This window comes from Actinoplanes sp. URMC 104, assembly GCF_051386375.1.
In the GTDB taxonomy this organism is placed as follows: Bacteria; Actinomycetota; Actinomycetes; order Mycobacteriales; family Micromonosporaceae; genus Actinoplanes.
The window spans coordinates 2,547,781-2,570,787 of record NZ_JBPQTO010000002.1 but is presented as its reverse complement, the minus strand read 5'-3'; the positions used below and the strand labels follow the sequence as shown (position 1 = coordinate 2,570,787).

General features: G+C 73.3%; 17 protein-coding genes. 10 read left to right on the top strand and 7 right to left on the bottom strand.

Annotated features, from left to right (window positions below; translation table 11 throughout):
- Positions 1–11: 11 nt before the first annotated feature.
- Positions 12–644, bottom strand: a complete 633-nt coding sequence (gene grpE, locus ACSNN8_RS12970) for a nucleotide exchange factor GrpE (RefSeq protein ID WP_436649088.1) — start codon at positions 642–644, stop codon at positions 12–14.
- Positions 641–2,524: a molecular chaperone DnaK gene (dnaK, locus tag ACSNN8_RS12965; RefSeq protein WP_436649087.1), complete on the bottom strand. Its 1,884-nt coding sequence runs from the start codon at positions 2,522–2,524 to the stop codon at positions 641–643. The genes grpE and dnaK overlap by 4 nt, the downstream gene beginning before the upstream one ends.
- A gap of 549 nt (positions 2,525–3,073) precedes the next feature.
- On the opposite strand from dnaK, the gene ACSNN8_RS12960 reads away from it, so the two are divergent.
- From ACSNN8_RS12960 to ACSNN8_RS12950, 3 genes are read left to right on the top strand one after another with little or no spacing between them, the layout of a single operon-like run.
- Positions 3,074–4,708 carry an ABC transporter gene (locus ACSNN8_RS12960; protein WP_436649562.1) on the top strand — a complete coding sequence of 545 codons (1,635 nt, stop codon included), beginning with the start codon at positions 3,074–3,076 and terminating at the stop codon, positions 4,706–4,708.
- Positions 4,705–6,375: a GTPase gene (locus ACSNN8_RS12955; RefSeq protein WP_436649086.1), complete on the top strand. Its 1,671-nt coding sequence runs from the start codon at positions 4,705–4,707 to the stop codon at positions 6,373–6,375. The genes ACSNN8_RS12960 and ACSNN8_RS12955 overlap by 4 nt, the downstream gene beginning before the upstream one ends.
- A 37-nt stretch (positions 6,376–6,412) precedes the next feature.
- On the top strand, positions 6,413–7,624 hold the full coding sequence (locus tag ACSNN8_RS12950; RefSeq protein ID WP_436649085.1) for a hypothetical protein: 1,212 nt from the start codon (positions 6,413–6,415) through the stop codon (positions 7,622–7,624).
- Between the two features lies 1 nt (position 7,625).
- Here the strand turns inward: ACSNN8_RS12950 and ACSNN8_RS12945 are convergent, their stop codons facing one another.
- Complete coding sequence (locus ACSNN8_RS12945) at positions 7,626–8,546, bottom strand: hypothetical protein (protein WP_436649083.1); 921 nt, start codon at positions 8,544–8,546, stop codon at positions 7,626–7,628.
- Positions 8,547–9,899: 1,353 nt separating this feature from the next.
- On the opposite strand from ACSNN8_RS12945, the gene pdhA reads away from it, so the two are divergent.
- The 6 genes from pdhA to ACSNN8_RS12915 all read left to right on the top strand — a co-directional run bounded on the left by pdhA (position 9,900) and on the right by ACSNN8_RS12915 (position 19,483).
- Positions 9,900–11,039: a pyruvate dehydrogenase (acetyl-transferring) E1 component subunit alpha gene (gene pdhA, locus ACSNN8_RS12940; RefSeq protein WP_436649082.1), complete on the top strand. Its 1,140-nt coding sequence runs from the start codon at positions 9,900–9,902 to the stop codon at positions 11,037–11,039.
- Positions 11,036–12,025, top strand: coding sequence for an alpha-ketoacid dehydrogenase subunit beta (locus ACSNN8_RS12935; protein WP_436649561.1), 990 nt, complete (start codon positions 11,036–11,038; stop codon positions 12,023–12,025). Before pdhA ends, ACSNN8_RS12935 begins: the two co-directional genes overlap by 4 nt.
- Before the next feature lie 5 nt (positions 12,026–12,030).
- Positions 12,031–13,506, top strand: coding sequence for a dihydrolipoamide acetyltransferase family protein (locus ACSNN8_RS12930; RefSeq protein ID WP_436649080.1), 1,476 nt, complete (start codon positions 12,031–12,033; stop codon positions 13,504–13,506).
- 172 nt (positions 13,507–13,678) lie between these two features.
- Positions 13,679–13,816, top strand: coding sequence for a hypothetical protein (locus ACSNN8_RS12925; protein WP_436649077.1), 138 nt, complete (start codon positions 13,679–13,681; stop codon positions 13,814–13,816).
- Positions 13,817–14,113: 297 nt separating this feature from the next.
- Positions 14,114–17,605 (top strand): LppU/SCO3897 family protein, encoded by a 3,492-nt coding sequence (locus ACSNN8_RS12920; protein ID WP_436649075.1) that lies wholly within the window; start codon positions 14,114–14,116, stop codon positions 17,603–17,605.
- Between the two features lie 69 nt (positions 17,606–17,674).
- Entirely contained in the window at positions 17,675–19,483 is a 1,809-nt protein-coding gene (locus tag ACSNN8_RS12915; RefSeq protein ID WP_436649074.1) for an NHL domain-containing thioredoxin family protein, read from the top strand.
- 139 nt (positions 19,484–19,622) lie between these two features.
- On the opposite strand, the gene ACSNN8_RS12910 is transcribed toward ACSNN8_RS12915, so the two are convergent.
- Genes ACSNN8_RS12910 through ACSNN8_RS12900 form a run of 3 tightly spaced genes read right to left on the bottom strand, consistent with a single transcriptional unit; the run spans position 19,623 to position 21,800 of the window.
- Positions 19,623–20,372 carry a LamB/YcsF family protein gene (locus tag ACSNN8_RS12910; RefSeq protein WP_436649560.1) on the bottom strand — a complete coding sequence of 250 codons (750 nt, stop codon included), beginning with the start codon at positions 20,370–20,372 and terminating at the stop codon, positions 19,623–19,625.
- Positions 20,368–21,192: a biotin-dependent carboxyltransferase family protein gene (locus tag ACSNN8_RS12905; protein WP_436649072.1), complete on the bottom strand. Its 825-nt coding sequence runs from the start codon at positions 21,190–21,192 to the stop codon at positions 20,368–20,370. The genes ACSNN8_RS12910 and ACSNN8_RS12905 overlap by 5 nt, the downstream gene beginning before the upstream one ends.
- On the bottom strand, positions 21,189–21,800 hold the full coding sequence (locus ACSNN8_RS12900; protein ID WP_436649071.1) for a 5-oxoprolinase subunit B family protein: 612 nt from the start codon (positions 21,798–21,800) through the stop codon (positions 21,189–21,191). The genes ACSNN8_RS12905 and ACSNN8_RS12900 overlap by 4 nt, the downstream gene beginning before the upstream one ends.
- Before the next feature lie 110 nt (positions 21,801–21,910).
- Between ACSNN8_RS12900 and trhA the strand changes: the two genes are divergently transcribed.
- On the top strand, positions 21,911–22,588 hold the full coding sequence (trhA, locus tag ACSNN8_RS12895) for a PAQR family membrane homeostasis protein TrhA (protein ID WP_436649070.1): 678 nt from the start codon (positions 21,911–21,913) through the stop codon (positions 22,586–22,588).
- On the opposite strand, the gene ACSNN8_RS12890 is transcribed toward trhA, so the two are convergent.
- The gene (locus tag ACSNN8_RS12890) at positions 22,579–22,953 is read right to left on the bottom strand and encodes a winged helix-turn-helix transcriptional regulator (RefSeq protein ID WP_436649068.1); all 375 of its coding nucleotides are present in this window, start codon (positions 22,951–22,953) and stop codon (positions 22,579–22,581) included. The genes trhA and ACSNN8_RS12890 overlap by 10 nt on opposite strands.
- Positions 22,954–23,007 lie beyond the last annotated feature (54 nt).

The window sequence follows — 23,007 nt, the reverse complement described above, 5'->3', positions numbered from 1 at the left end:
AACGTGTGAGGTCACTCCGGGTCGGCGACCGCGACCAGCGCCGGTCGCAGCAGCCGCTCGCCCAGCGTGTAGCCGCGGCGCATGACCTCGATGCAGGTCGGCTCGGTGACGTCCGCGGACGTCTGGTGAGCGACCGCCTCGTGGCGGTTGGGGTCGAACGGGTCGCCCTTGTCGCCGAAGCCCACGAGCCCCAGCTTGCCGGTCACCGTGGTCAGCGACTCCGCCACCGAGGCGAACGGGCCGACCAGGTCACCGTGCTCACGGGCCCGGTCGATGTCGTCGAGCACCGGCAGCAGCGCGGTCAGCACCGCGCCCGTCGTCTGCTCGGCCGCCGCACCCCGGTCGCGGTCGACCCGCTTGCGGTAGTTGGCGTACTCGGCCGTGACCCGCTGCAGGTCGTGCGTCCGCTCGTCGAGCTCGGCGCGCAGGGCCTCGAGCTCGGCGCCCAGGGCCGGCTTGGCCTCCTCGGCCTGCTCGGCCGGGGGAGCCTGCTCCTCGGCGTCGGCCGCCCGGTGGGCGCCGACCGTGGCCTTGCCCTTGGCCGTGGGGGCCTTGGGCTCGTCGGCCTCGGCGTCCGCCGTGCCGCGGTCCCGGACGACCCGCTCGGTCGCCTGACCGTCGTTCTCGTCGTCCGTGGCAGTCACTTCTTGTCGTCCTCCACGATCTCGGCGTCGACGACGTCGTCGGCGCCACCGGACGCCGGGCCGGCGTTCGGACCACCCGCGGCGCCGTTCGGCGCGCCCTGGTCGTCGCCGGGAGCACCGGCGCCGGCAGCGGCCTGGGCCGCGTCACCCTGCGAGTAGAGCTGCGAGCCGGCCTCCTGCGAGACCTGCGACAGGCGCTCGTGCGCAGCCTTGATCTTCTCGATGTCGGTGCCGCCCAGCGCGCCGCGCAGCTCGCCCAGCGCCTCGCCGATCTTGTTCTTGCTGTCCTCGGGCAGCTTGTCGCCGCTCTCGGCCAGGAACTTCTCGGTCTGCCACTGCAGCTGCTCGGCCAGGTTGCGGGTCTCCGCGTCCTCGCGGCGCTTCTTGTCCTCGTCCGCGTGGTCCTGAGCGTCACGCATCATGCGCTCGATGTCGTCCTTCGGCAGCGCGGAGCCGCCGGTGATCGTCATCTTCTGCTCCTTGCCCGTGCCCAGGTCCTTGGCGGACACGTGCACGATGCCGTTCGCGTCGATGTCGAAGGAGACCTCGATCTGCGGTACGCCGCGGGGCGCCGGCGCGATGCCGCTGAGCTCGAAGGTGCCGAGCTTCTTGTTGTACGCCGCCATCTCGCGCTCGCCCTGGAAGACCTGGATGAGCACGGAGGGCTGGTTGTCCTCGGCGGTCGTGTAGACCTCGGAGCGGTGCGCCGGGATGGTGGTGTTGCGCTCCACCAGCTTGTGCATGATGCCGCCCTTGGTCTCGATGCCCAGCGACAGCGGGGTCACGTCGAGCAGCAGGACGTCCTTGACCTCACCCTTGAGCACGCCGGCCTGCAGGGCGGCGCCGACCGCGACGACCTCGTCCGGGTTGACGCCCTTGTTGGGCTCCTTGCCGGTCATGCTCTTGACCAGCTCGGCGACGGCCGGCATGCGGGTCGAGCCGCCGACCAGGATGACGTGGTCGATGTCGGCGAGCTTGACGTCGGCGTCCTTGATGGCGGACTCGAACGGGCCCTTGCAACGGTCGAGCAGGTCCTGGGTCATGCGCTGGAACTCGGCGCGCGACAGCGACATGTCCAGGTGCAGCGGGCCGTCGGGGCCGGCCGTGATGTAGGGCAGGTTGATGCTGGTGGTGGTCGCGGCGGAGAGCTCGATCTTCGCCTTCTCGGCGGCCTCGCGCAGACGCTGCAGGGCCATCTTGTCGGAGCCGAGGTCGATGCCGTGCTCGCCGCGGAACGTCTTGACCAGGTGGTCGATGATCCGCTGGTCCCAGTCGTCGCCGCCCAGGTGGTTGTCGCCCGAGGTCGACTTGACCTCGATGACGCCGTCGCCCAGCTCGAGCAGCGAGACGTCGAAGGTGCCGCCGCCGAGGTCGAAGACCAGGACGGTCTGCTCCTTGGAGCCCTTGTCGAGCCCGTACGCCAGAGCGGCGGCGGTGGGCTCGTTGACGATCCGCAGGACGTTGAGGCCGGCGATCTCGCCCGCCTCCTTGGTGGCCTGGCGCTGCGCGTCGTTGAAGTAGGCCGGGACGGTGATGACCGCGTCCGTGACCGTCTCACCGAGGTAGGCCTCGGAGTCGCGCTTCAGCTTCATCAGGACCCGCGCCGAGATCTCCTGCGGGGTGTACTTCTTGCTGTCGATGTCGATCGACCAGTTCGTGCCGACCTCACGCTTGACCGAGCGGATGGTCCGGTCGGGGTTGGTCACCGCCTGACGCTTGGCGACCTCACCCACGAGCACCTCACCGTTGCGGGCGAAGGCGACGATGGACGGGGTCGTCCGGGAGCCCTCCGCGTTGGCGATGACGGTGGGCTCGCCTCCTTCGAGAACGCTGACGCAGGAGTTCGTGGTGCCGAGGTCGATGCCGACCGCACGTGCCATGGTGTTCCTCGCTTCGGGGTTTCTCAGACAAGGTTGAGTGGAACCGACTCAATGATGCCACGGGCATGCACATCGTCAAGTCGAAGTTGAGTCACCCTGGCGCAACTGCAGTTCGGCAGATACCTGTCCGGTCACGGCATACCGGTACCTGTTGTCCCGCATGCATAGATCAGGCACTCTTTAGCCGTGACGACGCACGGTGACGCGGTCGGGCAGGCGGCCCTGTCCGCCGAGGCGGTTTCTCCGGCGGGCTCAGTGGAAATAAACACGCAGGTCAGCACGGCGCCCACCGATGCCGTGGACCACACCGATCGTACGGATCCCGTCGTGCCCCGTCAGCCACATCAGGAACCCGGCGCCGAGGCGCCGGCGCCCGACCCTGCGCCCGAGCCCGTGGCCGGCCAGGAGGTCGCCCGCCCCGCCGACCTGGCCGAGGCCGACGCGCTGGTGGCCGCCGCGCCGCCCGCGCCGCCGCCCGCGCTGGGCCGGCTCGCCGAAGCGCTGAGCCGGCTGCGGGCCGAGATCGGCGGCACCGCGTACCCGCTGGTCATGCCCTCGGCCGAGGAGGCGCAGCGGGTCGGCACGGCGCTGGTCACGCAGCTCGACGACTACCTGCTGCCCCGCCTCGCCCGGCTCGACGCGCCGCTGCTGGTCGTCGTCGGCGGCTCCACCGGCGCGGGCAAGTCCACGCTGGTCAACAGCCTGGTGCGCGCCCCGGTGAGCACGGCCGGCGTGCTGCGCCCGACGACCCGCTCGCCGGTGCTGGTCAGCAACCCCGCCGACCTGCCCTGGTTCCAGCAGGGCCAGCTGCTGCCCGGGCTGACCCGCACCCGCGAGCCCAGCAACGACGCCGGCGCGCTGCAGGTCGTCTCGGCCCCCGCGCTCGGGCCCGGCCTGGCGTTCCTCGACGCGCCCGACATCGACTCCGTGGTCGACCGCAACCGCAAGCTGGCCGCGCAGCTGCTCGCCGCCGCCGACCTGTGGCTGTTCGTCACCACCGCGGCCCGCTACGCCGACGCCGTGCCGTGGGAGCTGCTCACCACCGCCCGGCTGCGCGGCACCGTGATCGCGCTGGTGCTCGACCGGGTGCCCGCCGAGGCCGCCACCGAGGTCGCCACCCACCTGCAGGACATGCTCAACGTGCGCGACCTGGGCGCCGCCCCGCTGTTCGTGCTGCCCGAGACCCGGCTCGACGGTCAGGGCCTGATCGGCGAGGACGTCATCAAGCCGCTGCACGACTGGTTCGACCGGCTCGCCGCCGACGCGAACGCGCGCAGCGCCGTGGTGCGCCAGACGCTGGACGGCGCGCTCATGTCGCTCGGCCCCGCCGTCGAGGGGCTGGCCGACGCCGCCGACGAGCAGGCCCTGGCCGCCAAGGCGCTGGGCGACCGGGTCACGACCGCCTACCGCGCCGGCCGGCAGACGATGGCCGACGGGCTGCGCGACGGCCGGCTGCTGCGCGGCGAGGTGCTGGCCCGCTGGCAGGAGTTCGTGGGCACGGGCGAGTTCCTCAAGACGCTGGAGAGCAAGGTCGGCCAGCTGCGCGACCGGTTCGTCTCGGCGATCACCGGGCGGCCCATGCCCGGGCGCAACCTGCAGGTCGCGCTCGAGTCCCAGCTGGTCACACTGCTGCGCGGCATCGCGGCCGACGCGGCGGAGCAGGCGTACGCGGGCTGGCAGGCGCACCCGGCAGGCGCCGCGCTGCTCGAGCCGGGCCTGCAGCGCCCCGCGGCCGACCTGGCCGAGCGGGCCGACCGCCTGGTGCGCGACTGGCAGCAGTGGGTGCTCGGCCTGGTGCGCGCCGAGGGTGCGGAGAAGAGGGTCGTCGCGCGCGGTGCGGCGTACGCGGTGAACGGCGTCGGCCTGGCCGTGATGATCGCCGTCTTCACCTCGACCGCGTTCATCCCCACCGGGCTCGAGGTCGCCGCGGGCGCCGGCAGCGCGGTCGCGGCCCAGAAGGTGCTCGAGGCGATCTTCGGTGACCAGGCGATCCGGACGCTCGCCACGCAGGCCCGCGAGGACCTGCTGATCCGCGTGGGCAAGCTGCTCGACGAGGAGGCCGCGCGGTTCACCGACCGGCTGGCCGCGGTCGGCCTCGACGCGGAACCGGGGGCCCGCCTGCGGCAGGCCGCGGCGGACGTGGAGACTGCCCGTACCGAACTGGCGTTGACGGGAAGCGCATGAGCCTGGTGGAAAAGCTGCGTGGCGAAGAGCGGGTGGACGCCGACCGGCTGGTGCAGCGGCTCGAGGCGCTGAGCCGGTTCCTGCGCCTGGTCGACCCGCACCTGCCGGACAGCGAGCTGGTGGCCGCGCACACGCTCGTCGAGCGGGCCGGCAACCGGCTCTCGCTGTCGCGCGACCACACCGTCGTCGCGCTCGCCGGCAGCACCGGCAGCGGCAAGTCCAGCCTGTTCAACGCGCTGGCACGGCTCAAGCTGTCGCCGGTCGGCGTGCGGCGGCCCACGACCGGGGTGGCGCACGCCTGCGTCTGGGGGCCGCTGGAGCCCGCCAGCAAGCTGCTCGACTGGGTCGGCGTGCTGCCGCGCCACCGGTTCATCCGGGAGAGCGCGCTGGACGGCGACGACGAGGCCTCGCTGCGCGGGCTCGTGCTGCTCGACCTGCCCGACTTCGACTCGGTCGAGCGCGGGCACCGCCTCGAGGTCGACCGGCTGCTCGGGCTCGTCGACCTGATCGTCTGGGTGGTCGACCCGCAGAAGTACGGCGACCGGATCCTGCACCAGGCCTACCTGTCCCAGTTCCAGACGCACTCCGCGGTCACCGTCGTCGTGCTCAACCAGGCCGACCGGCTGTCCACCCAGGACACCGCGCTGGTGCTCGACGACCTCAAGCGGCTGCTCGTGGAGGACGGCCTGGGCGACGCGCCGGTGCTGGCCACCTCGGCCAAGCAGCCCGGCATGCTCAACGAGCTGCGCGGCTCGCTCGAGACCACGGTCGCGGAGCGGCAGGCCGCGCTGCGCCGCGTCGCCGCCGACCTCGACAGCGTGAGCGAGCCGCTCACCACGATGATCGGACCGCCCGCCGCCGAGGACGAGGTCGACCGCGCCACGGTCCGCCAGCTCACCGACGCGCTCGCCGCCTCGGCCGGCGTGCACGCGGTCGCCGACGCCAGCGCCGCGGCCTACCGCCACCGGGCGGCGGCCGCGACCGGCTGGCCGCTCACCCGCGGACTGCGCCGGCTGCGCCCCGACCCGCTGAAGCGGCTGCACATCGGCGACTCGTCCGAGGCGAAGACCGACGCGGTGTCCACAGAGATCGTCCCGCGCACCTCGCTGCCCGAGGCCGACGCGGCGCAGAAGTCCGCGGTGGGCCTGGCCGTGCGCGCGGTCTCGGGCCGCGCCTCGGCGCCGCTGCCCGACGTGTGGAAGCCGGCGCTGGCCACCGCCGCCCGTTCCCGCTCGGCCGACCTGCCCGACGCGCTCGACCGCGCGGTGGGCAGGACCGACCTGGGCCTGAACCGCACGCCGCTGTGGTGGCGCGCGGCCGGGGCGCTGCACTGGCTGTTCCTGGCCGCGGCGGTGGTGGGGCTGGGCTGGCTGATCCTCGGTTACGTCCTGCGGATCCTCGGACTGCCCGCACTGGACAATCCGCAGGTCGGGATCGTCCCGCTGCCCACCGTGCTGCTCGTCGGCGGGCTGCTCGCCGGGCTGCTGCTGTGGCTGCTGCTGCGCCCGGCCGTCGGGGTCGGGGCCAGACGGGCACGCCGGCGGGCCGAGCAACGGCTGCGCGCCTCGGTGACCGAGGTGGGGCGCGAATACGTGGTGGCGCCGGTGCGGGAGGTGCTGAACGCGTACGCACAGGCGCGTGAAGCTCTCACGGCGGTGCGTTCGTAGTAGTCCCGGCACGCACAGTGCCAGGTAGGCTCGCGACATGCCGGCACCACAGACCCCGTACGAGGCGGTCCTGCACGCGGCCCGCGACGTGGCGAAACTCGACTGCGCGCTGGACGCCGAGATGCTGGGCACGGCGTTGCTCGGCAGTGTCTACGCGGTCGCGCGGGAGGACCGGGCCGCGGCCGTGCGGTCGTTCGTCGGCGAGTTCCTGGCCGCCACCGCCCGGCGGCGCACGGCGTCGGCGACGACGATCCGCGAGGTGTTCGCGGCGCTGGTGCCCGACGCCGAGGGCGCGGCCGAAGTCCGCCGGGGCGCGCAGGCGCCGGCGTGGGTGGCCCAGCTCGGGCGGGTGCGGCCGACCGGCTTCTACGCGTACGGCGACGTGTTCGGCGACCAGACGTCCTATCTGGTCACGTACGCCTACGACGACGCACAGGACGGCGGCCCCGAGCACGCGGTGGTCGCGCTGATCGACCACAACATCGGCATCGCCAAGGACGTCTTCGTGGGCGGCTCGGCCGACCGGATCCTCGAGCAGGTGCGCGACATGTGCGCCGGCGACGAGCTGACCTGGTTCCGCGAGGAGGACCCGGGCCGGCTGCGCGGCGAGGTCGCGCGGCACCTCGAGATCACCGACGGGCTGAGCGAGCTGCCCGCCGAGGGCTCGCTCGCCACCGACCGGGCGCTGGCCGGCGCGCGGCTGGCCCTGCTGCCCGCGGCCACCACGCCGCCGCTGACCGAGCCGCCCGTGACGAGCGGATCCGAGCTGGTGCGCGACTTCCTGGCCTCGCCCGAGGCGGCGCGTTTCGGGCTCGACGGCGTGCACGCCGACGAGGAGCTGGCGTCGCTGCACTTCTGCCTGAGCCTGATCCTCGACCACGCGTCGAGCCTGCCCGACCCCGACCCGCTGCGCTGGAGCCCGGCGGTCGCGGGGCTGTTCCTGCTCGACTGGGTGCACCGGCGCGCGGTGCTCGACATGGACGACGCGGCGATGCTGCCGAGGGTGACGCGGGCCTGGTCGGCGTACGCGACCCGGCGCCGCGACCTGCCCGAGGCGGCCGCCGAGCAGACTGACCAGCTGGTCGAGGAGATGATCCCGGAGTTCGCCCGGCTCTACGCCACCGGCGAGAAGCGCAGCCCGGCGACCGCGGCGGTGGCCCAGCTGATCTCCGAGGGCGTCGACCCCAACGACACCGAGGCGATCGACGCCTGGTTCGACGCCAACCGGCACCGCCTCGACGGCCCCTGAGTCACCAGCGGCCGGACTGGCCCTCGTTGTGCTCGGCGTGGTGCCGCCCGACCCGCGAGCTCCGCTGCTGCGCGGGCGTCTGATCGTCGGCGTGGTGCAGGCTCCCGGCGCGGTGGCTGCCGCGGTAGGAGTGGTTGGCGATCCGGTTGTCGTCGTGCCACCCGCTGTTGGCGTGGCCGCGGTCGAGGATCGCGGTGGAACGGATGTTGTGCGGACGTTCGGCCACAGCGGACCTCCGGCTGTGTTCGGACCAGTCGTTGGACCGGTGACGGGTTACGGATCGGTGGGTGGGCCTGCTGTACTTGCTCTGCTCGCACCGGCGGTGCCGGGGCCGGTCGGCGGGCTCGGCACGATGCCTGCCGGAGTCGCCGGACGCGTCGTCGTCGTCATCGTCATTGGAGTCGCGCCGGCCGCGCTCGTCGCCGTCGCCTGAGCCGCCGTCATCGGAGTCGTGCCGGCCGCGCTCGTCGCCGTCACCGTCGCCTGAGCCGCCGTCACCGGAGCCCGAGTCACCGTGAGCGGAGCCCCGGTCACCGTCATCGGAGCTCGAGCCGCCGTCATCGGAGCCGGAGTCACCGTCATCCGCGTCGGCGTCACCGCCGTCGGAACCCGAGCCACCGTCATCGGAGCTCGCGTCACCGCCGTCGGAACCCGAGCCACCGTCATCGGAGCTCGCGTCGTCGCCACCGGAACCCGAGTCGCCGTCCTCCGCGCCGGAGTCGCCGTCGTCGGAATGGCGGCCGACGTGGTGCTCGGCACCGGAGTCGTCGCGCCCGGAGCCGTTGCCGTCGGAGTCGTGCCCGGAGTGGTGACCGGAGTCGTCGTGCCCGGAGTCGTCGTGCCCGGAGTCGTTGTCATCGGCTTCGTTGTCGTCGGATGAGTCAGCGTCGTCGCGGTCGGGACGGTGAGAGTCGTCCGGCAAGCTGGCGCGGCGCCACTGACCGGGGCCTTGTCGGTCCCTCGGCTTCTCCGGCTTCGTACCCGCATCGGCGGGTTCGTCACGCTCAGCGCCTGAGTTCCCGCTGTTCCCCGGCTTTTCAACCCCATCGGGTACGCCCCCGCGCGACCCGCCACCGGTCGACCCACCGCCATCAGCGCCGCCATGCGACCCCCCACCGGACGGGCCGTCACCGCGCGAGCCACCCGAGGAGCCGTCACCGCGCGATCCACCCGAGGAGCCGTCGCCCTGCGATCCCCCACCGTGCGAGCCGCCCGACGAGCCGTCGCCCTGCGATCCCCCACCGTGCGAGCCGCCCGACGAGCCGTCGCTGCGCGATCCGCCCGATGAGCCACCGCGACGAGACCCACCGGGCGATCCGTCACCGGATCCGTCGCCGCGCGATCCGCCGCCGTCCGCCGTGCCGCTCGAAGACCCTCCGCCGCGTGCCCCGTCCCGCCCGGAACCGCCGCCGGCATCGCGGCGTGAGCCGGCCGAGTCGGCGGGCGCAGTCGCCTGGCCGAGGATCCGCCCGGCTCGCACTGCGGCGTCCGCGCTCTGCGAGCCACCCTGCAGCGACCCGCCCGGCGCCGAGGACGACGGCGACGGCGAGGACGACGGCGAGGACGGCTGCTGCTGCACCGGACCCGACGAGGCCGGCGGCAGGAACGGGATGTCCATGGTGTCCGTGCGCCCGCCCGACAGCTGATGCGAACCGGCCGTGATCGCCGCCAGCGTCGGCAGCGAGGCGAGTCCCACCAGCATCGCCACGATCAGCACATAGCGACGCGTCGGCCCGGAGAATCCGGAGTCGGCTCGGTACACCCCGTTGAGGCGCTTGCGCATCACCTTCATCGGCGGCACGAGGTTGTCGTCGCGCTGGTCCGGCACGGCCGGGTGCCCCCTCTCGGCGTCGTGGCATCGGCGACCGCGGGGCGGCTGCAATGATCAACACCGATCCGCCGCGGACATCCGGGGCAACGACGCATGGGCATATCGGCAGCGGCGTGGACTGGCTGTTCGTACGGTAGTGGCCGTACGAAAGCCGCTTATTTGGACAAACATGGGCACCGATATTGCTGGGAATTTTCCCGGGTGTGATCGAACCGATCTGTAATGAGGCTCACGTTCTCTGTCAGGATGGGGGCGACGGCACCGCCGCCGTCGCTTCGCCGACCCAGCGGGGCACGTGGTGGGGGCCGTCACTCCCCGGCGGGGCTCAGGCCCGCGCCGAAACGTCGCGCGGCAACCTCACCAGGGTCAGGCGCGGCGACCAGCGGTCCGCCGCGCGGACGGGCGACACCCGTCGCGGGCGCAGAGATGAACAGGGAGACACCGATGGCGAACGGCGAACGCGAAGTGGGAGCTGACGCTCCCGCGGGCGGCTTCGTCCAACTGCTCACCCCCGACGGCGAACGCATCGACAGCGTCACCACCGCGGACGGCACCACGTACTCCGTCGACTTCACCGACGACGAGTACCGGGGGCTCTACCGCGACCTGGTGACGGTCCGCCGTCTGGACGCCGAGGCGACCGCCCTGCAGCGGCAGGGCGAGCTGGGCATCTGGGCGAGCCTGCTGGGCCAGGAGGCGGCCCAGGTCGGCTCCGGCCGGGCACTGCGCCCGCAGGACATGGCCTTCCCCACCTACCGCGAGCACGGCGTCCTCTACACCCGCGGGATCGACCCGATCATGCCGTTCGGCCTGTTCCGCGGCGTCGACCAGGGCGGCTGGGACGCCAACGAGCACCGCTTCAACGGCTACACCATCGTGATCGGCTCGCAGACGCTGCACGCCACCGGCTACGCGATGGGCGTGACGATGGACGGCAAGACCGGCAGCCCCGACGGCGAGGCCGTGATCGCCTACTTCGGCGACGGCGCCACCAGCCAGGGCGAGGTCAACGAGGCGTTCGTCTGGTCCGGGGTGTTCAACGCGCCCATCGTCTTCTTCTGCCAGAACAACCAGTACGCGATCTCGGAGCCGCTCGAGCGCCAGACGCGCATCCCTCTCTACCGCCGCGCGGCCGGGTTCGGTTTCCCGGGCGTACGCATCGACGGCAACGACGTGCTGGCCAGCTACGCGGTGACGCGGGCGGCACTGGACAACGCGCGCAACGGGCAGGGCCCGACGCTGATCGAGGCCTACACGTACCGGATGGGAGCGCACACCAGCTCCGACGACCCGACCCGCTACCGCATCGCCAGCGAGGTCGAGTCGTGGAAGGCCAAGGACCCGATCTCCCGGCTCCGCGCGTTCCTCGCCAAGCAGCAGCTCGGCGACGACGACTTCTTCGCCGAGGTCGACGAGTCGGCCAAGGCGCTCGCCCTCGACCTGCGCGAGCGGGTGCTCGCGATGCCCGACCCGGCGCCGGTGACGATGTTCGACCACGCCTACCCGAACGGCTCGCCCGAGATCGACGCGCAGCGCCGCCAGTTCGCCGACTACCACGCCTCGTTCGAGGGGAGCGACCACTGATGGCCGAGACCGTGACCGTGGGCAAGGCCCTGAACCACGGCCTGCGCCGCTCGCTCGAGCGCAACTCCAAGGTCGTCGTGATGGGCGAGGACGTCGGCAAGCTCGGCGGCGTCTTCCGCATCACCGACGGCCTGCAGAAGGACTTCGGTGAGGACCGGGTCATCGACACCCCGCTCGCCGAGGCCGGCATCGTCGGCACCGCGGTCGGCCTGGCCATCCGCGGCTACCGGCCGGTCTGCGAGATCCAGTTCGACGGGTTCGTCTTCCCGGCCTACAACCAGATCGTCGCCCAGGTGGCGAAGATGTTCTACCGCTCCAAGGGCAAGGTGCGGCTGCCGATCGTCATCCGCATCCCGTACGGCGGCGGCATCGGCGCGGTCGAGCACCACTCCGAGTCGCCCGAGGCGTACTTCGCGCACACCCCCGGCCTCAAGGTGGTGACCTGCTCGAACCCCGCCGACGCGTACACGATGATCCAGCAGGCCATCGACTCGGACGACCCGATCGTCTTCTTCGAGCCCAAGCGCCGCTACTGGGAGAAGGGCGAGGTCGACCTCGACGCCGACCTGGCCGGCGCCTATCCGCTGCACTCCGCGCGGGTGGCCCGGGCGGGCACCGATGCGACGCTGCTGGCGTACGGCCCGATGGTCCGCACCGCCCTGGACGCCGCCACCGCGGCCGCCGAGGACGGGCGCAACCTCGAGGTCATCGACGTGCGCTCGCTGTCCCCGGTCGACTACGAGACGATCTACGCCTCGGTCCGCCGGACCGGTCGCGCCGTCGTGGTGCACGAGGCCCCGGGCAACATCGGCCTGGGCGCCGAGCTGGCCGCGCGCATCACCGAGCACTGCTTCTACTCGCTCGAGGCTCCCGTGCTGCGCGTCACCGGCTACGACATCCCCTATCCGGCCGCCCGGGTCGAGGAGGACTACCTCCCCGACCTCGACCGCGTGCTCGACGCCGTCGACCGCTCGTTCGGCTGGTGACGCCGATGTCGCGGATCAAGGAGTTCAACCTGCCCGACCTGGGTGAGGGGCTCACCGAGGGCGAGATCCTGGCGTGGCTGGTCAAGGTCGGTGACACGATCGAGCTCAACCAGCCGATCGTCGAGGTCGAGACCGCGAAGGCCGCCGTCGAGATCCCGGCCAAGTGGGGCGGCGTGATCTCAAAGATCTACGTCGAGGCCGGCACGACGGTGGAGGTCGGCGCGCCGATCGTCGCCATCGACACCGACCCGTCCGCCGGTCCGTTGCCTTCCGGCGAGACCGGCCCGGTCCCGTCCGCGGAGTCGCTGGCCGCGGTCGAGATCGCGCCGGCCGAGGGCGCCGTGGAGCCGGGTCTGATCGGTGGTCCGGCGCCGGGCGGCCGCACGGCCGTGCTCGTCGGCTACGGCCCGAAGACCACGACGGCGAAAAGGCGGCCCCGCACCGGTACGCCCAACGGCAGCGCACCGGTCGCCTCGGCCCCGGCCGTGGTCACCGCGCCGGCTCCTGTCGCGCCTCCGGCTCCGGTGACGCCGCCGCCTGCGGTCGTCGCGCCGGCTCCGGCGGTGGGCACGCGCCGGTCCGGGCCGGTGCTCGCCAAGCCACCGGTCCGCAAGCTCGCCCGCGACCTGGGCATCGACCTCGCCACGCTCACCGGCAGCGGCCCGCTCGGGTCGGTGACGCGGGAGGACGTACAGCTGGCCGCCGCAGGCGCGACGCAGGCGCAGGCCGCGGCACCCGCGGTGACCCCCGCCCCGGCCGCGGCCGTCTACGACGCGAGCCGTGAGCAGCGGATCCCGGTCAAGGGCGTCCGCAAGCTCACCGCGGAGAACATGGTCGCCTCAGCGTTCACCGCGCCGCACGTCACCGAGTTCCTCACGGTCGACGCGACCCGCACGATGAAGGCGCTCGACAAGCTCAAGGCGCGGCGTGAGTTCCGCGACGTTCGGCTCTCCCCGCTGCTGCTGGTGGCCAAGGCCGTCCTGCTCGCGGTCCGGCGGCACCCGATGGTCAACTCGACCTGGTCGGCGGAGACGGGCGAGATCGTCGTCAAGGAGTACGTCAACCTCGGCATCGCCGCCGCGACCGCGCGCGGCCTCATCGTTCCCAACATCAAGGACGCCGGGCGTCTCACGTTGCGGGAGCTCGCCGAGGCGCTCGACACGTTGGTGCAGGTCGCCAAGTCCGGCAAGACCCCGCCGTCCGATATGGCCGGTGGGACGCTGTCGATCACGAATGTCGGAGTGTTCGGAGTCGACACGGGCACGCCGATCCTGCCGCCGGGCGAGTCGGCGATCCTGGCGTTCGGGGCGATCAAGCCGATGCCGTGGGTGCACAACGGCAAGATCAAGGTTCGTCAGGTGACGACGCTGGGGTTGTCGTTCGACCACCGCATCATCGACGGCGAGCTCGGCTCGAAGTTCCTGCGCGACATCGGCGACTTCCTCACCGACCCCGAGGGGGCACTGCTCTCGTGGACCTAGGCACACCGAAGGTCGTTAGGCAAGCGAGTTTCTTGACCTACGAAACGTAGGCCAGTGCGCGACGTCACCCCCTAGATCGTTGGAAACTCGTCCCGTGGTGCAGCACAATGGACTCATCACGGGACGAGCACCACGATGGGCCGGCACCCCCGGCCCGAGGGAAGTGAAGAGCATGACCATCGTCGACCGCGTCCGTCAGCGCCGGTTGATCAACCGCCAGACCCGCGCCATCGACCGCGCCTGGATGAGCGCGCCCACCCAGTCGATGCGCGACGAGATCGCCATCTTCGCGCAGCGCCGGGCGCTCTGATCGCGCCGGCGCCACGGCCCGCCCGGATCCCCCTCCGGACGGGCCGTTCGCGTCGTTACGCCGCTTTTCAAGATCTTTCGAGTCGTCCCCTCCGGGCGTACACCGGGATTCCTCCTGCCGCCGTCGCCCGGTACGGTTGGGCACGGCCATCGGGCCGGCTCGGCCGGTCGGCGCGAAGGCCGGGGCTTCGATCACGATCGGGGCTCCGCACGGCCTGGCCTCAGAGCTGGGCACGACGCGGGCAAACGCCGGCGTCCGTGCAGAGCTGGCACGGCCGCATGAAATGAGGAGGCGCTCATGACGTCCGAGGGGCACTACGCCGGTTCCCAACCGGCCGACGCCACGTCGGGCGGACCGTCGGACGGCTTCCCGCCGGACGCCGACGGTCGGCGGGTCTCGGGCCGGGCTTCCGCACCGCTGCCCACCGACGGCCCCAGCTCCTACGGCCCGCCGCCGCAGGCCACGCCGAACGGTGGATCGCCGTTCGTCGTTCCCGCCGTGCCCACGTTCGGCCAGGACGGCCCGCGCGCCGCGACCGGCACGTCGTACGGCTCGGCCCGCGTGCCCGCGCCCGACGAGGGCGCGCTCCCGCAGCGCCACCCGGCGCCCGAGCCCGGCGCGCTGCCGCAGCGCGGCGCCGCTTCGCCGTACGGCTCGGTGACGCCCGGCGAGGCCGCCCCCGCTGCCCCCTCGTCCGTCTTCGGCGCCCTGCCGTCGCGCTCCGCGGCCCCCGCTGACGAGCAGTCGGAGCCGGCCTGGACGCCTCCCTCGGCGCCGCCGGCCCGCACGCCTCCGGAGCAGAGCTTCATCCAGCGCCCGGGCGCCCCGCTGCCGCAGCGCAACGCCAACCCGGGCAACCCCATCGGCGGGGTCGAGGGCTTCAACGGCTTCGCGGCCGCCGGCGAGCGCGGCCCGGCCGAGCGTGGTCCCGCCGAGCGTGGCCCCGCCGAGCACGGCTCGGCCGAGAGTGCGCCGGCCGACCCGGCCACCGGCCGCCCGCCCGGCGTCTCGGCGTTCGGCGACCAGCGGGTCCGCGTCCCCGGCGCCACCCTCACCGACCTGCCCGACGCCCCGCAGCAGCAGCCGGCTCGCTCGGGCGACAGCGGCGGCTTCCCGCTGCGAGGCGCTGGCGGTGGCGGTTCGGCCTTCCCGACCCGCCGTGGCGGCGACAGCGGCGGCTTCCCGCTGCGAGGCGCCCCGGGCGAGGCCGACCAGCCGTCCGGCCCCGTCCTGACGCCGTTCCAGCCGGCCGCGCCCCAGCAGGCCGGCCTCGGCGACCTGCCGATCCGGGGCCAGCAGGCCCCGTTCGGCCCGCCCGACGGGTTCAGCGCGTTCGGCCCTGCCTCGGGGCAGGCCTCGCCCTCCGCCGACGAGGTTCCGCCCTACGGTCGTCCCGAGCCGTTCTCCGACCCGTTCGGCCGCTCCTCCGCCGAGGGCGCCCCGGCCGCCGCCGCGCAGCCCGCCGAGCCCTCCCGCGGCGAGCCGGAGCGCGGCAGCCTGCCCGACCCGTTCGGCCGCACCCCCGGCGAGCCCGCTCCCGAGCAGCCGCCCGCCGGCGCCGCCTTCGGCAGCGCCAGGCCGTCCGCCCAGTTCGGCCCGGCCGCCAACGGCTCACGTGACGCCGCCTTCGGCAGCGCCAGGCCGGCCGCGCAGTTCGGCCCCGCAGCCGACAGCTCGGACGACGCCGCCTTCGGCAGCGCCAGGCCGGCCGCGCAGTTCGGTCCCGCCGCCGACGGCGACTCACCCTTCGGCAACCGGCCCGCCTTCGGCTCGGCCCGCCCGACGCCGCCGTTCGGCCGGGGCGACGACGACTCCGCCCCGGGCAACGAGGCCCCGGCCTTCGGTTCCGCGCGGCCCGACTCCTTCGGACGGCCCGACGGCGACTCCGCCCCGGGCAACGAGGGCCCGGCCTTCGGCTCGGCGCGGCCCGACTCCTTCGGACGGCCCGCCGCCTTCGGCTCCGCTCGCCCGGCCTTCGGCCCCACCGACGGTGACACCCCCGCGGACCAGGACGAGGAGGGCTACGGCCGTCCCTCGGCGTTCGGCTCGGCCCGACCGGCCGGCGACGCGATCGCTTCCGGATCGGCCCGACCGGCCTTCGGGTCGGCGCGCCCCGCCTCGCCCTACGACGACGACCCGGCCGCGCAGGACAACGCCGGCGACCACGCGCCCGCCTTCGGGTCGGCCCGTGCGGCGGGCGCGTTCGGCCCGTCCGGTTCGGCTCGCCCAGGCTCCGACCGTGGGGACGTTCCGGCGGCCCAGGATCACGCCGCCGGCTCCGCCCGCCCGGCGTACGGGTCCGCCCGCCCGGTCTCGCCGTTCGGCGGCGACGACGAGCGGGACGACTCCCTGCCGTACGGCGACGACGACCACGCCCTGTACCGCCGGCCGGAGCAGTCCGACTCCGGATACCCGCAGCGGGTGCCCGGCGCCGCGCTGGGCTCGCCGGTCGCCGACTCGCGCAACGGCTCCGTCCCGGCGCCGCGCGACCCCTCGGAGAACCCGGCAGCCGTCGGGTCGGCCCGCCCGGTGACGGCGAGCGCGTCGGTGCCCACGGCCCGGCCGGTCGAGCCGACCGAGTTGCCGCCGCCGTCGGCCGCGCCCCAGGCCCGGGTCTACGGCCGGGCTGCGCCCGCCGAGCCCGGGGACGAGGGGCAGCCCGAGCAGTCGCACGAGCCCGACCAGGGTCACGGCGCGTTCCTGCCCGAGTCTCCGTTCTCCGGCCGGTCCGGCGACGACCAGTCCGCGCCGCCTCCCGGCGTGTTCGGCGCCGCGTCGGCTCCCGGCGTGTTCGGCTCCCCCGCGAGCCAGAACGCCGGCCAGAACCCGTTCGGCTCCCCCGCCGGTCAGAACGCCGGCCAGAACCCGTTCGGCTCCCCCGCGGGCCAGAACGCGGGCCAGGGCGCCTTCGGCTCGCCCGCGGACCAGGGACGCCCGGACGACTCGCACGAGCCCGGCGTCGCCCCGCAGTCCCCGGCCCGCGCGAGTGCCCGCGCCTCGGCCAGCGCACGCGTGGCCCCGCCCGGTGCTCCCGGCAACCCGCCGCCGACCGGCATGGCCGCGCCCGCGCTGCCCGGCACCGCGCCCGAGCCCGCGCCGCCCGGTTCCCCGTACGCGGATCGGCCCGGCGGGCGGCCCGGCCGGCCCGGCGAGCCGTACAGCGAGCCGACCACCGACATCGCGGGCCGCGACCAGCAGCCGTTCGTCCCGGCCCCCGCGCTACCGCCGATGCCTCCGGGCCTCAACGGCTTCGACCCGGCGACCCAGCCGCGTTCCAACGGCTTCGGCCCGCCCCGGCCCGATCAACTCAACGGCTTCGGCCCCGACCAGCCCAACGGCTTCGACCCGGACCGCGTCGGCGCGGCCAGCCGGGCCACGGTCACCCCGCCGACCCCGGAGGAGACGACCAGCTGGCCCGGTGTCGAGGCCGACCAGGGTCGCTTCGACAGCTTCAAGCCCGAGGAGAAGCCGAAGCCGGAGACGCCGCACGTCCGCGTGCTGCCGATCCTCATCTCGGTCGTGGTGGGCGCGCTGCTGCTGCTCGGCATCGTGTTCGGCATCGTCTATCTGGTGGCAGGCGGCAACGACAAGACGCTGTCGGTGATCCAGGGCGAGTGCGTGAAGCGCGACGGCGACGCCGCGGTCAAGGCCGAGTGCTCGGACGCCTCGTCGTTCCAGGTGGTGTCCATTGTGAAGGACAAGGCCGAGTGCGCCGACCCGCAGCAGCCGTACGTCGTCAACCCGACCTCGGACGGCAGCCAGGTCCTCTGCCTCAAGCCGAACGCCTGACCCGCGTACGGCTGTCATCCTGACCACCTTCGTGCCGTGCCGGATCATCCGGTGCGGCACGATGGTGCGATGACTGCACGTGTGCGGGCGCCCGAACTGCGGGGCCGAGGCTGGCTGAACACCGGCGGCAAGGATCTGACCCTCGCCGACCTGCGCGGCAAGGTCGTGGTGCTCGATTTCTGGACGTTCTGCTGCATCAACTGCTTGCACGTGCTCGACGAGCTGCGGCCGCTGGAGCAGAAGTACGGCGACGCCCTCGTCGTGATCGGCGTGCACTCGCCGAAGTTCGAGCACGAGCGCGACCCCGAGGCGCTGGCCGCGGCCGTCGAGCGCTACGGCGTGCACCACCCGGTCGTCGACGACGGCGACATGCACCTGTGGCAGCAGTACGCGGCCAAGGCCTGGCCCACGCTCGCGGTGATCGACCCGACCGGCTACCTGGTCGCCTCGATGGCCGGCGAGGGTCACGCCGAGGGCCTGTCCCGGCTGATCGACGAGCTGATCGCCAAGCACACCGCCGACGGCACCCTGCACCGCGGCGACGGCCCGTACGTGCCGAGGCCCGCCGCCGACACCGTGTTCCGCTTCCCCGGCAAGGCGGTCGAGCTGCCCGGCGGGCACCTGTTGGTCAGCGACTCGGCCCGGCACTCGGTCGTCGAGGTGGAGGCGGACGGCGAGACGCTCGTACGCCGGTTCGGCGGGGGTGAGGGCGGCGGCGAGCGCGGCGCTCCGTTCAGCGAGCCGCAGGGCCTTCTGCTGCTGCCCGCACAGGTGGCGTCGTCCGCCGGCTACGACGTGGTGGTCGCCGACACGGTGAACCACCAGCTGCGCGGTCTGCGCCTGTCCGACGGCGAGATCACGCTCGTGGCCGGCTCGGGCCGCCCGTGGCGGTCCTCGGTCGACGACCACCCGCACGACGCCCTGGCCGCCGACCTGTCGTCGCCGTGGGACCTGGCCTGGTACGACGACCGCGTGATCATCGCCATGGCCGGCATCCACCAGCTCTGGTGGTTCGACCCGATCAAGCGCACGGTCGGCGTGTACGCCGGCACCACGGTCGAGTCGCTGCGTGACGGCCCGATCCCCGACGTGTGGATGGCCCAGCCGTCCGGCCTGTCCGTGGGCGGCGACCGGCTGTGGATCGCCGACAGCGAGACCTCGGCCCTGCGCTACATCGCCGACGGGGTCCTGCACACCGCCGTGGGCCAGGGCCTGTTCGACTTCGGGCACGTCGACGGGCAGGCCAAGGAGGCGCTCCTGCAGCACCCGCTGGGCGTGGCCGCGCTGCCCGACGGCTCGGTGCTGGTCGCGGACACGTACAACGGCGCGATCCGCCGCTTCGACCCGCACTCCGACGAGGTGTCCACCGTCGACACCGGGCTGGCCGAACCCAGCGACGTGGTCGTCACTTCCGGCGGCGACGTGCTGGTGGTCGAGTCTGCGGCGCACCGCCTGACCCGCCTCGCCCCCGGTGCCGTCCGTACGGTCAGCGGCGAGCGGCACCGTACGGAACGCCCCGCCTCTCCGGTGGCTCCCGGCGAGCTCACCCTCGACGTGGTGTTCACGCCGGCACCCGGTCAGAAGCTCGACACGCAGTTCGGCCCGTCCACCCGACTGGAGGTGTCCGCCTCGCCGCCCGAGCTGCTGCTCTCCGGCGCGGGCGTGACCACCGACTTGTCGCGCGCCCTGGTGATCAACCCGGACGTGCCCAAGGGCGTGCTGCAGGTGGTGGCCCAGGCCGCGACCTGCGACGTCGACGTCGAGTTCGCCGCCTGCCACCTGACCCGGCAGGACTGGGGCGTGCCCGTCGTGGTGACCGCGGACGGCCCCACCCGCCTGCCCCTGATCCTGCGCGGCATGGACGCCGCAGACAGCTGATCATTCGGCAGCGCATCGGCCCATCAGCCCACGGCCCACCCTCCCTGGGGGCCCCCGTCCTCCGGCCACAGTATGGCGATTTTCGATGATCACGGCGCGGGGCCTGTGGACAACCGGCCGCTGGGGAAAACGGGCGTGATCAGCTGAAGTGCTGTACGGACAGCCCCGCGCCCGCGAGCCCGCTGCGCACCTGCGAGGCGAGTTCCACCGCGCCCGGCGTGTCCCCGTGCACGCAGATCGAGGCCACCGGCGACGGCACGATCTCGCCGTCGGGTGTTTCCACCACCCGGTCGACGGCCATCCGTACGGCCCGGGCGACCACAGCGCCCGGGTCGTGCAGCACGGCCCCCGGCAGCGAGCGCGGCATCAGCGTCCCGTCGGCCCGATATCCCCGGTCGGCGAACCCTTCCCCCACCACGCGCAGCCCTTCGCCGGCGGCGAGGCGGGCCAGCACCGACCCCGGCTGGCAGAGCACCGGCAACCCCGGGTCGTACGCCCGCACCGCCGCCACCACCGCGCCCGCCTGGCCCTCGTCGACGGCCGCGGTGTTGTAGAGCGCGCCGTGCGGCTTCACGTAGCGGACCCGTCCCCCCGCCACCCGGCAGAACGCCTCGAGCGCGCCGATCTGGTAGAGGATGTCGTCGCGCAGCTCGCCCGGCTCGTAGTCGATGCGCCGGCGCCCGAAGCCGGCCAGGTCGCGATAGCCGACCTGCGCGCCGATCGCGACCGACCGCTCGACCGCCGCGCCGCAGATGCGGTGCATCGTGGACGGATCGCCGGCGTGGAAGCCGCACGCCACGTTCGCCGAGGTCACGATGCTCAGCAGGGCCTCGTCGTCGCCCAGGGACCACCGGCCGAAGCCCTCGCCGAGGTCCGCGTTCAGGTCAATGGAGCTCACGGAAACGCACCGTACTCCCCGGCCGGGCCTGCGCCAGCGGGGTCACGTCGGCAACCACGCCGATCACCGGGTAGCCGCCCGTGGTCGGGTGGTCCGCCAGGAAGATCAGCGGCTGCCCGTCCGCCGGCACCTGGATCGCCCCGAGCACCACACCCTCCGGCGGCAGCTCCCCTTCGCGCACGCGGGTCAGCGCCGCGCCGCTCAGCCGGCATCCGACGCGGTTGCTCATCGGGCTCACCCGGTACGCGTTCGCGAACAGCTGCTCGGCCCGGAACCAGTCGTCCCGCGGCCCGAGCCACACCCCGAGCTCGACGTCGTCGGCGATCTCAACTTCCTCTGCGGTTCCGCGATCTCCGGCCGTGTCGCCGATCGGCAGGGTCATGCCGTCGGTCAGCCTGGGCGGGCCGAGGCCCGACAGGGTGTCGGTCGAGCGGCTGCCGAGCACGGGCTCGACGTCGATGCCGCCCCGCACGGCCACATAGGACCGTACGCCCCGGCTCGCCCGGCCCACGTCGAGGACGGACCCGGCGCCCACCTCGATCACGCCCGGGTCCACGCGCTGCCGGTCGACGCGGACGACGGCGGGCGCGCCGGTGACCGCCACCCGGGCCGGCCGCTCGAAGCGCAGCGCGCAGCCCATCAGCGTGGTCTCCAGGGCTGCGGCCCCGGGCGGGTTGCCGACCAGCGCGTTGGCACGCCGGAGGGCCGGGACGTCGAGCGCTCCGGAACGCGGCACGCCCAGATGCGCGTACCCGGGACGTCCTTGATCCTGCACCGTCGTCTGCGGGCCGGCCCGCACCACCGTGATCACGCCGCCACCAGCCGTACGCGTGCGCCGGGGGTGAGCCGTGCCGGGGGCTCACGGCGTACGTCGAAAAGCTCTTCCGCGGTGTGCCCGACCAGCCGCCAGCCGCCCGGCGAGGCGGTGGGATAGATGCCGCAGTATTCGCCGGCCAGCCCCACCGAGCCGGCCGGCACCCGCGGACGGGGGGCGTCGAGCCGGGGCACGGCGAACTGCTCGCCGAGACCGCGCATGTAGGCGAACCCGGGCGCGAACCCGCTGAACGCCACGGTGAAGGTGGTCTCTGTGAGGCGGGCGACGGCCCCGTCGACCGGCACCGCCCAGCGCTCGGCGACGTCCGCCAGGTCCTCGCCGTCGAACACGGTCGCAATCTCGATCACCGGCTCCGCGGCGCGCTCGACGGCGGCCGGATCCGGCTCGGCCCAACCCTCGATCGCCTCGGCCGTCCCCGGCTCGATGCCGTCGAGCAGCAGCGTGCGGGCGCCGGGCACGATGTCGGCCACCCGCAACTCGCCCGCGTCGCGCCGCCGCGTCACCTCGCGGCGCCAGGCCTCCACCTGGTCACCGTCGTCGCACTCGATCAGCAGAGCGGAGGCGCCGGCCCGTCGTGACCTCATGCCCGTCATCCTGCCAGCGAGGTTTGATTCCGGCGACGCGTGCAATACACAGATCCCGAGTGAGCACATTCACTACCCACTGGTAACTTACGATACCGTAACCTGGTACTGTGACGACCTCCGCACCGTTCCGGATGAAGCCGGCCGACCTCGGAAAGCCGAGGCTGCGCGGCCGCCTGCACCAGTACGCGTTCTTCGTCGCGCTCGTCTGTGGCATCGTGCTCAGCTCGATCGCCCTCAGCCGGCCGGGCATCGAGTCCTTCGTGAGCTGCCTGATCTACAGCCTCACCGTCTGCGGCCTGTTCGGCATCAGCGCGCTCTACCACCGGCGGGTCTGGTCGGAGCGCGGCTATCAGATCATGCGCCGGGCCGACCACTCGATGATCTTCATCTTCATCGCCGGCACCTACACCCCGTTCTGTATCGAGCTGCTCTCGCCGGCCAAGGCGACGGTCATGCTGAGCCTGATCTGGGGTGGCGCGCTCGGCGGCGTGGCGCTCAAGACGATCTGGCCGCACCTGCCCCGATGGGCGGGCGCGCCGCTCTATCTGGCGCTCGGCTGGGGCGCGGTCGCCATCCTGCCCGACGTGCTGCACCGCGGCGGGGTCGCCTGCCTCGTGCTGCTCGCGGTCGGCGGCGTGATCTACAGCCTCGGGGCGGTCTTCTACGCGCTGCGCCGGCCGAACCCGTGGCCCGAGGTCTTCGGCCACCACGAGTTCTTCCACGCGTGCACGCTGGTGGCCGCGCTCTGCCACCACATCGCGATCTACTTCGCGCTCTACGCCTGACCCACCCGTACGCCCGGGTTGTCGTAGGCCTCGCGGGCCGTGAGCACGTCGTCGATGTGCAGCACGGCCCACTTCTCCAGCGCGCCCACCAGGTCGAGCAGGCTGCGGCCCAGCTCGGTGAGCGTGTAGTCGACCCGGGGCGGCACCTCGGCGTGCACCGTGCGCGCGATCAGCCCGTCGCGCTCGAGGCCGCGCAGCGTCTGGGTGAGCATCTTGGGGCTCACGCCCTCGATCCTCTTCTGCAGCGCCGTGTACCGCTGCGGGCCGTCGGCGAGCATCATCACGACCAGCACACTCCACGTGTCGCCGATCCGGTCGAGGATCTGCCGGCTGGGACAGTTCTTCGCGTACGCACTCGCCTCCACCTGCTTACTATCCCTCGAGTGAGTACTGCACTTCAAGGTGCCTTCTATCCATCG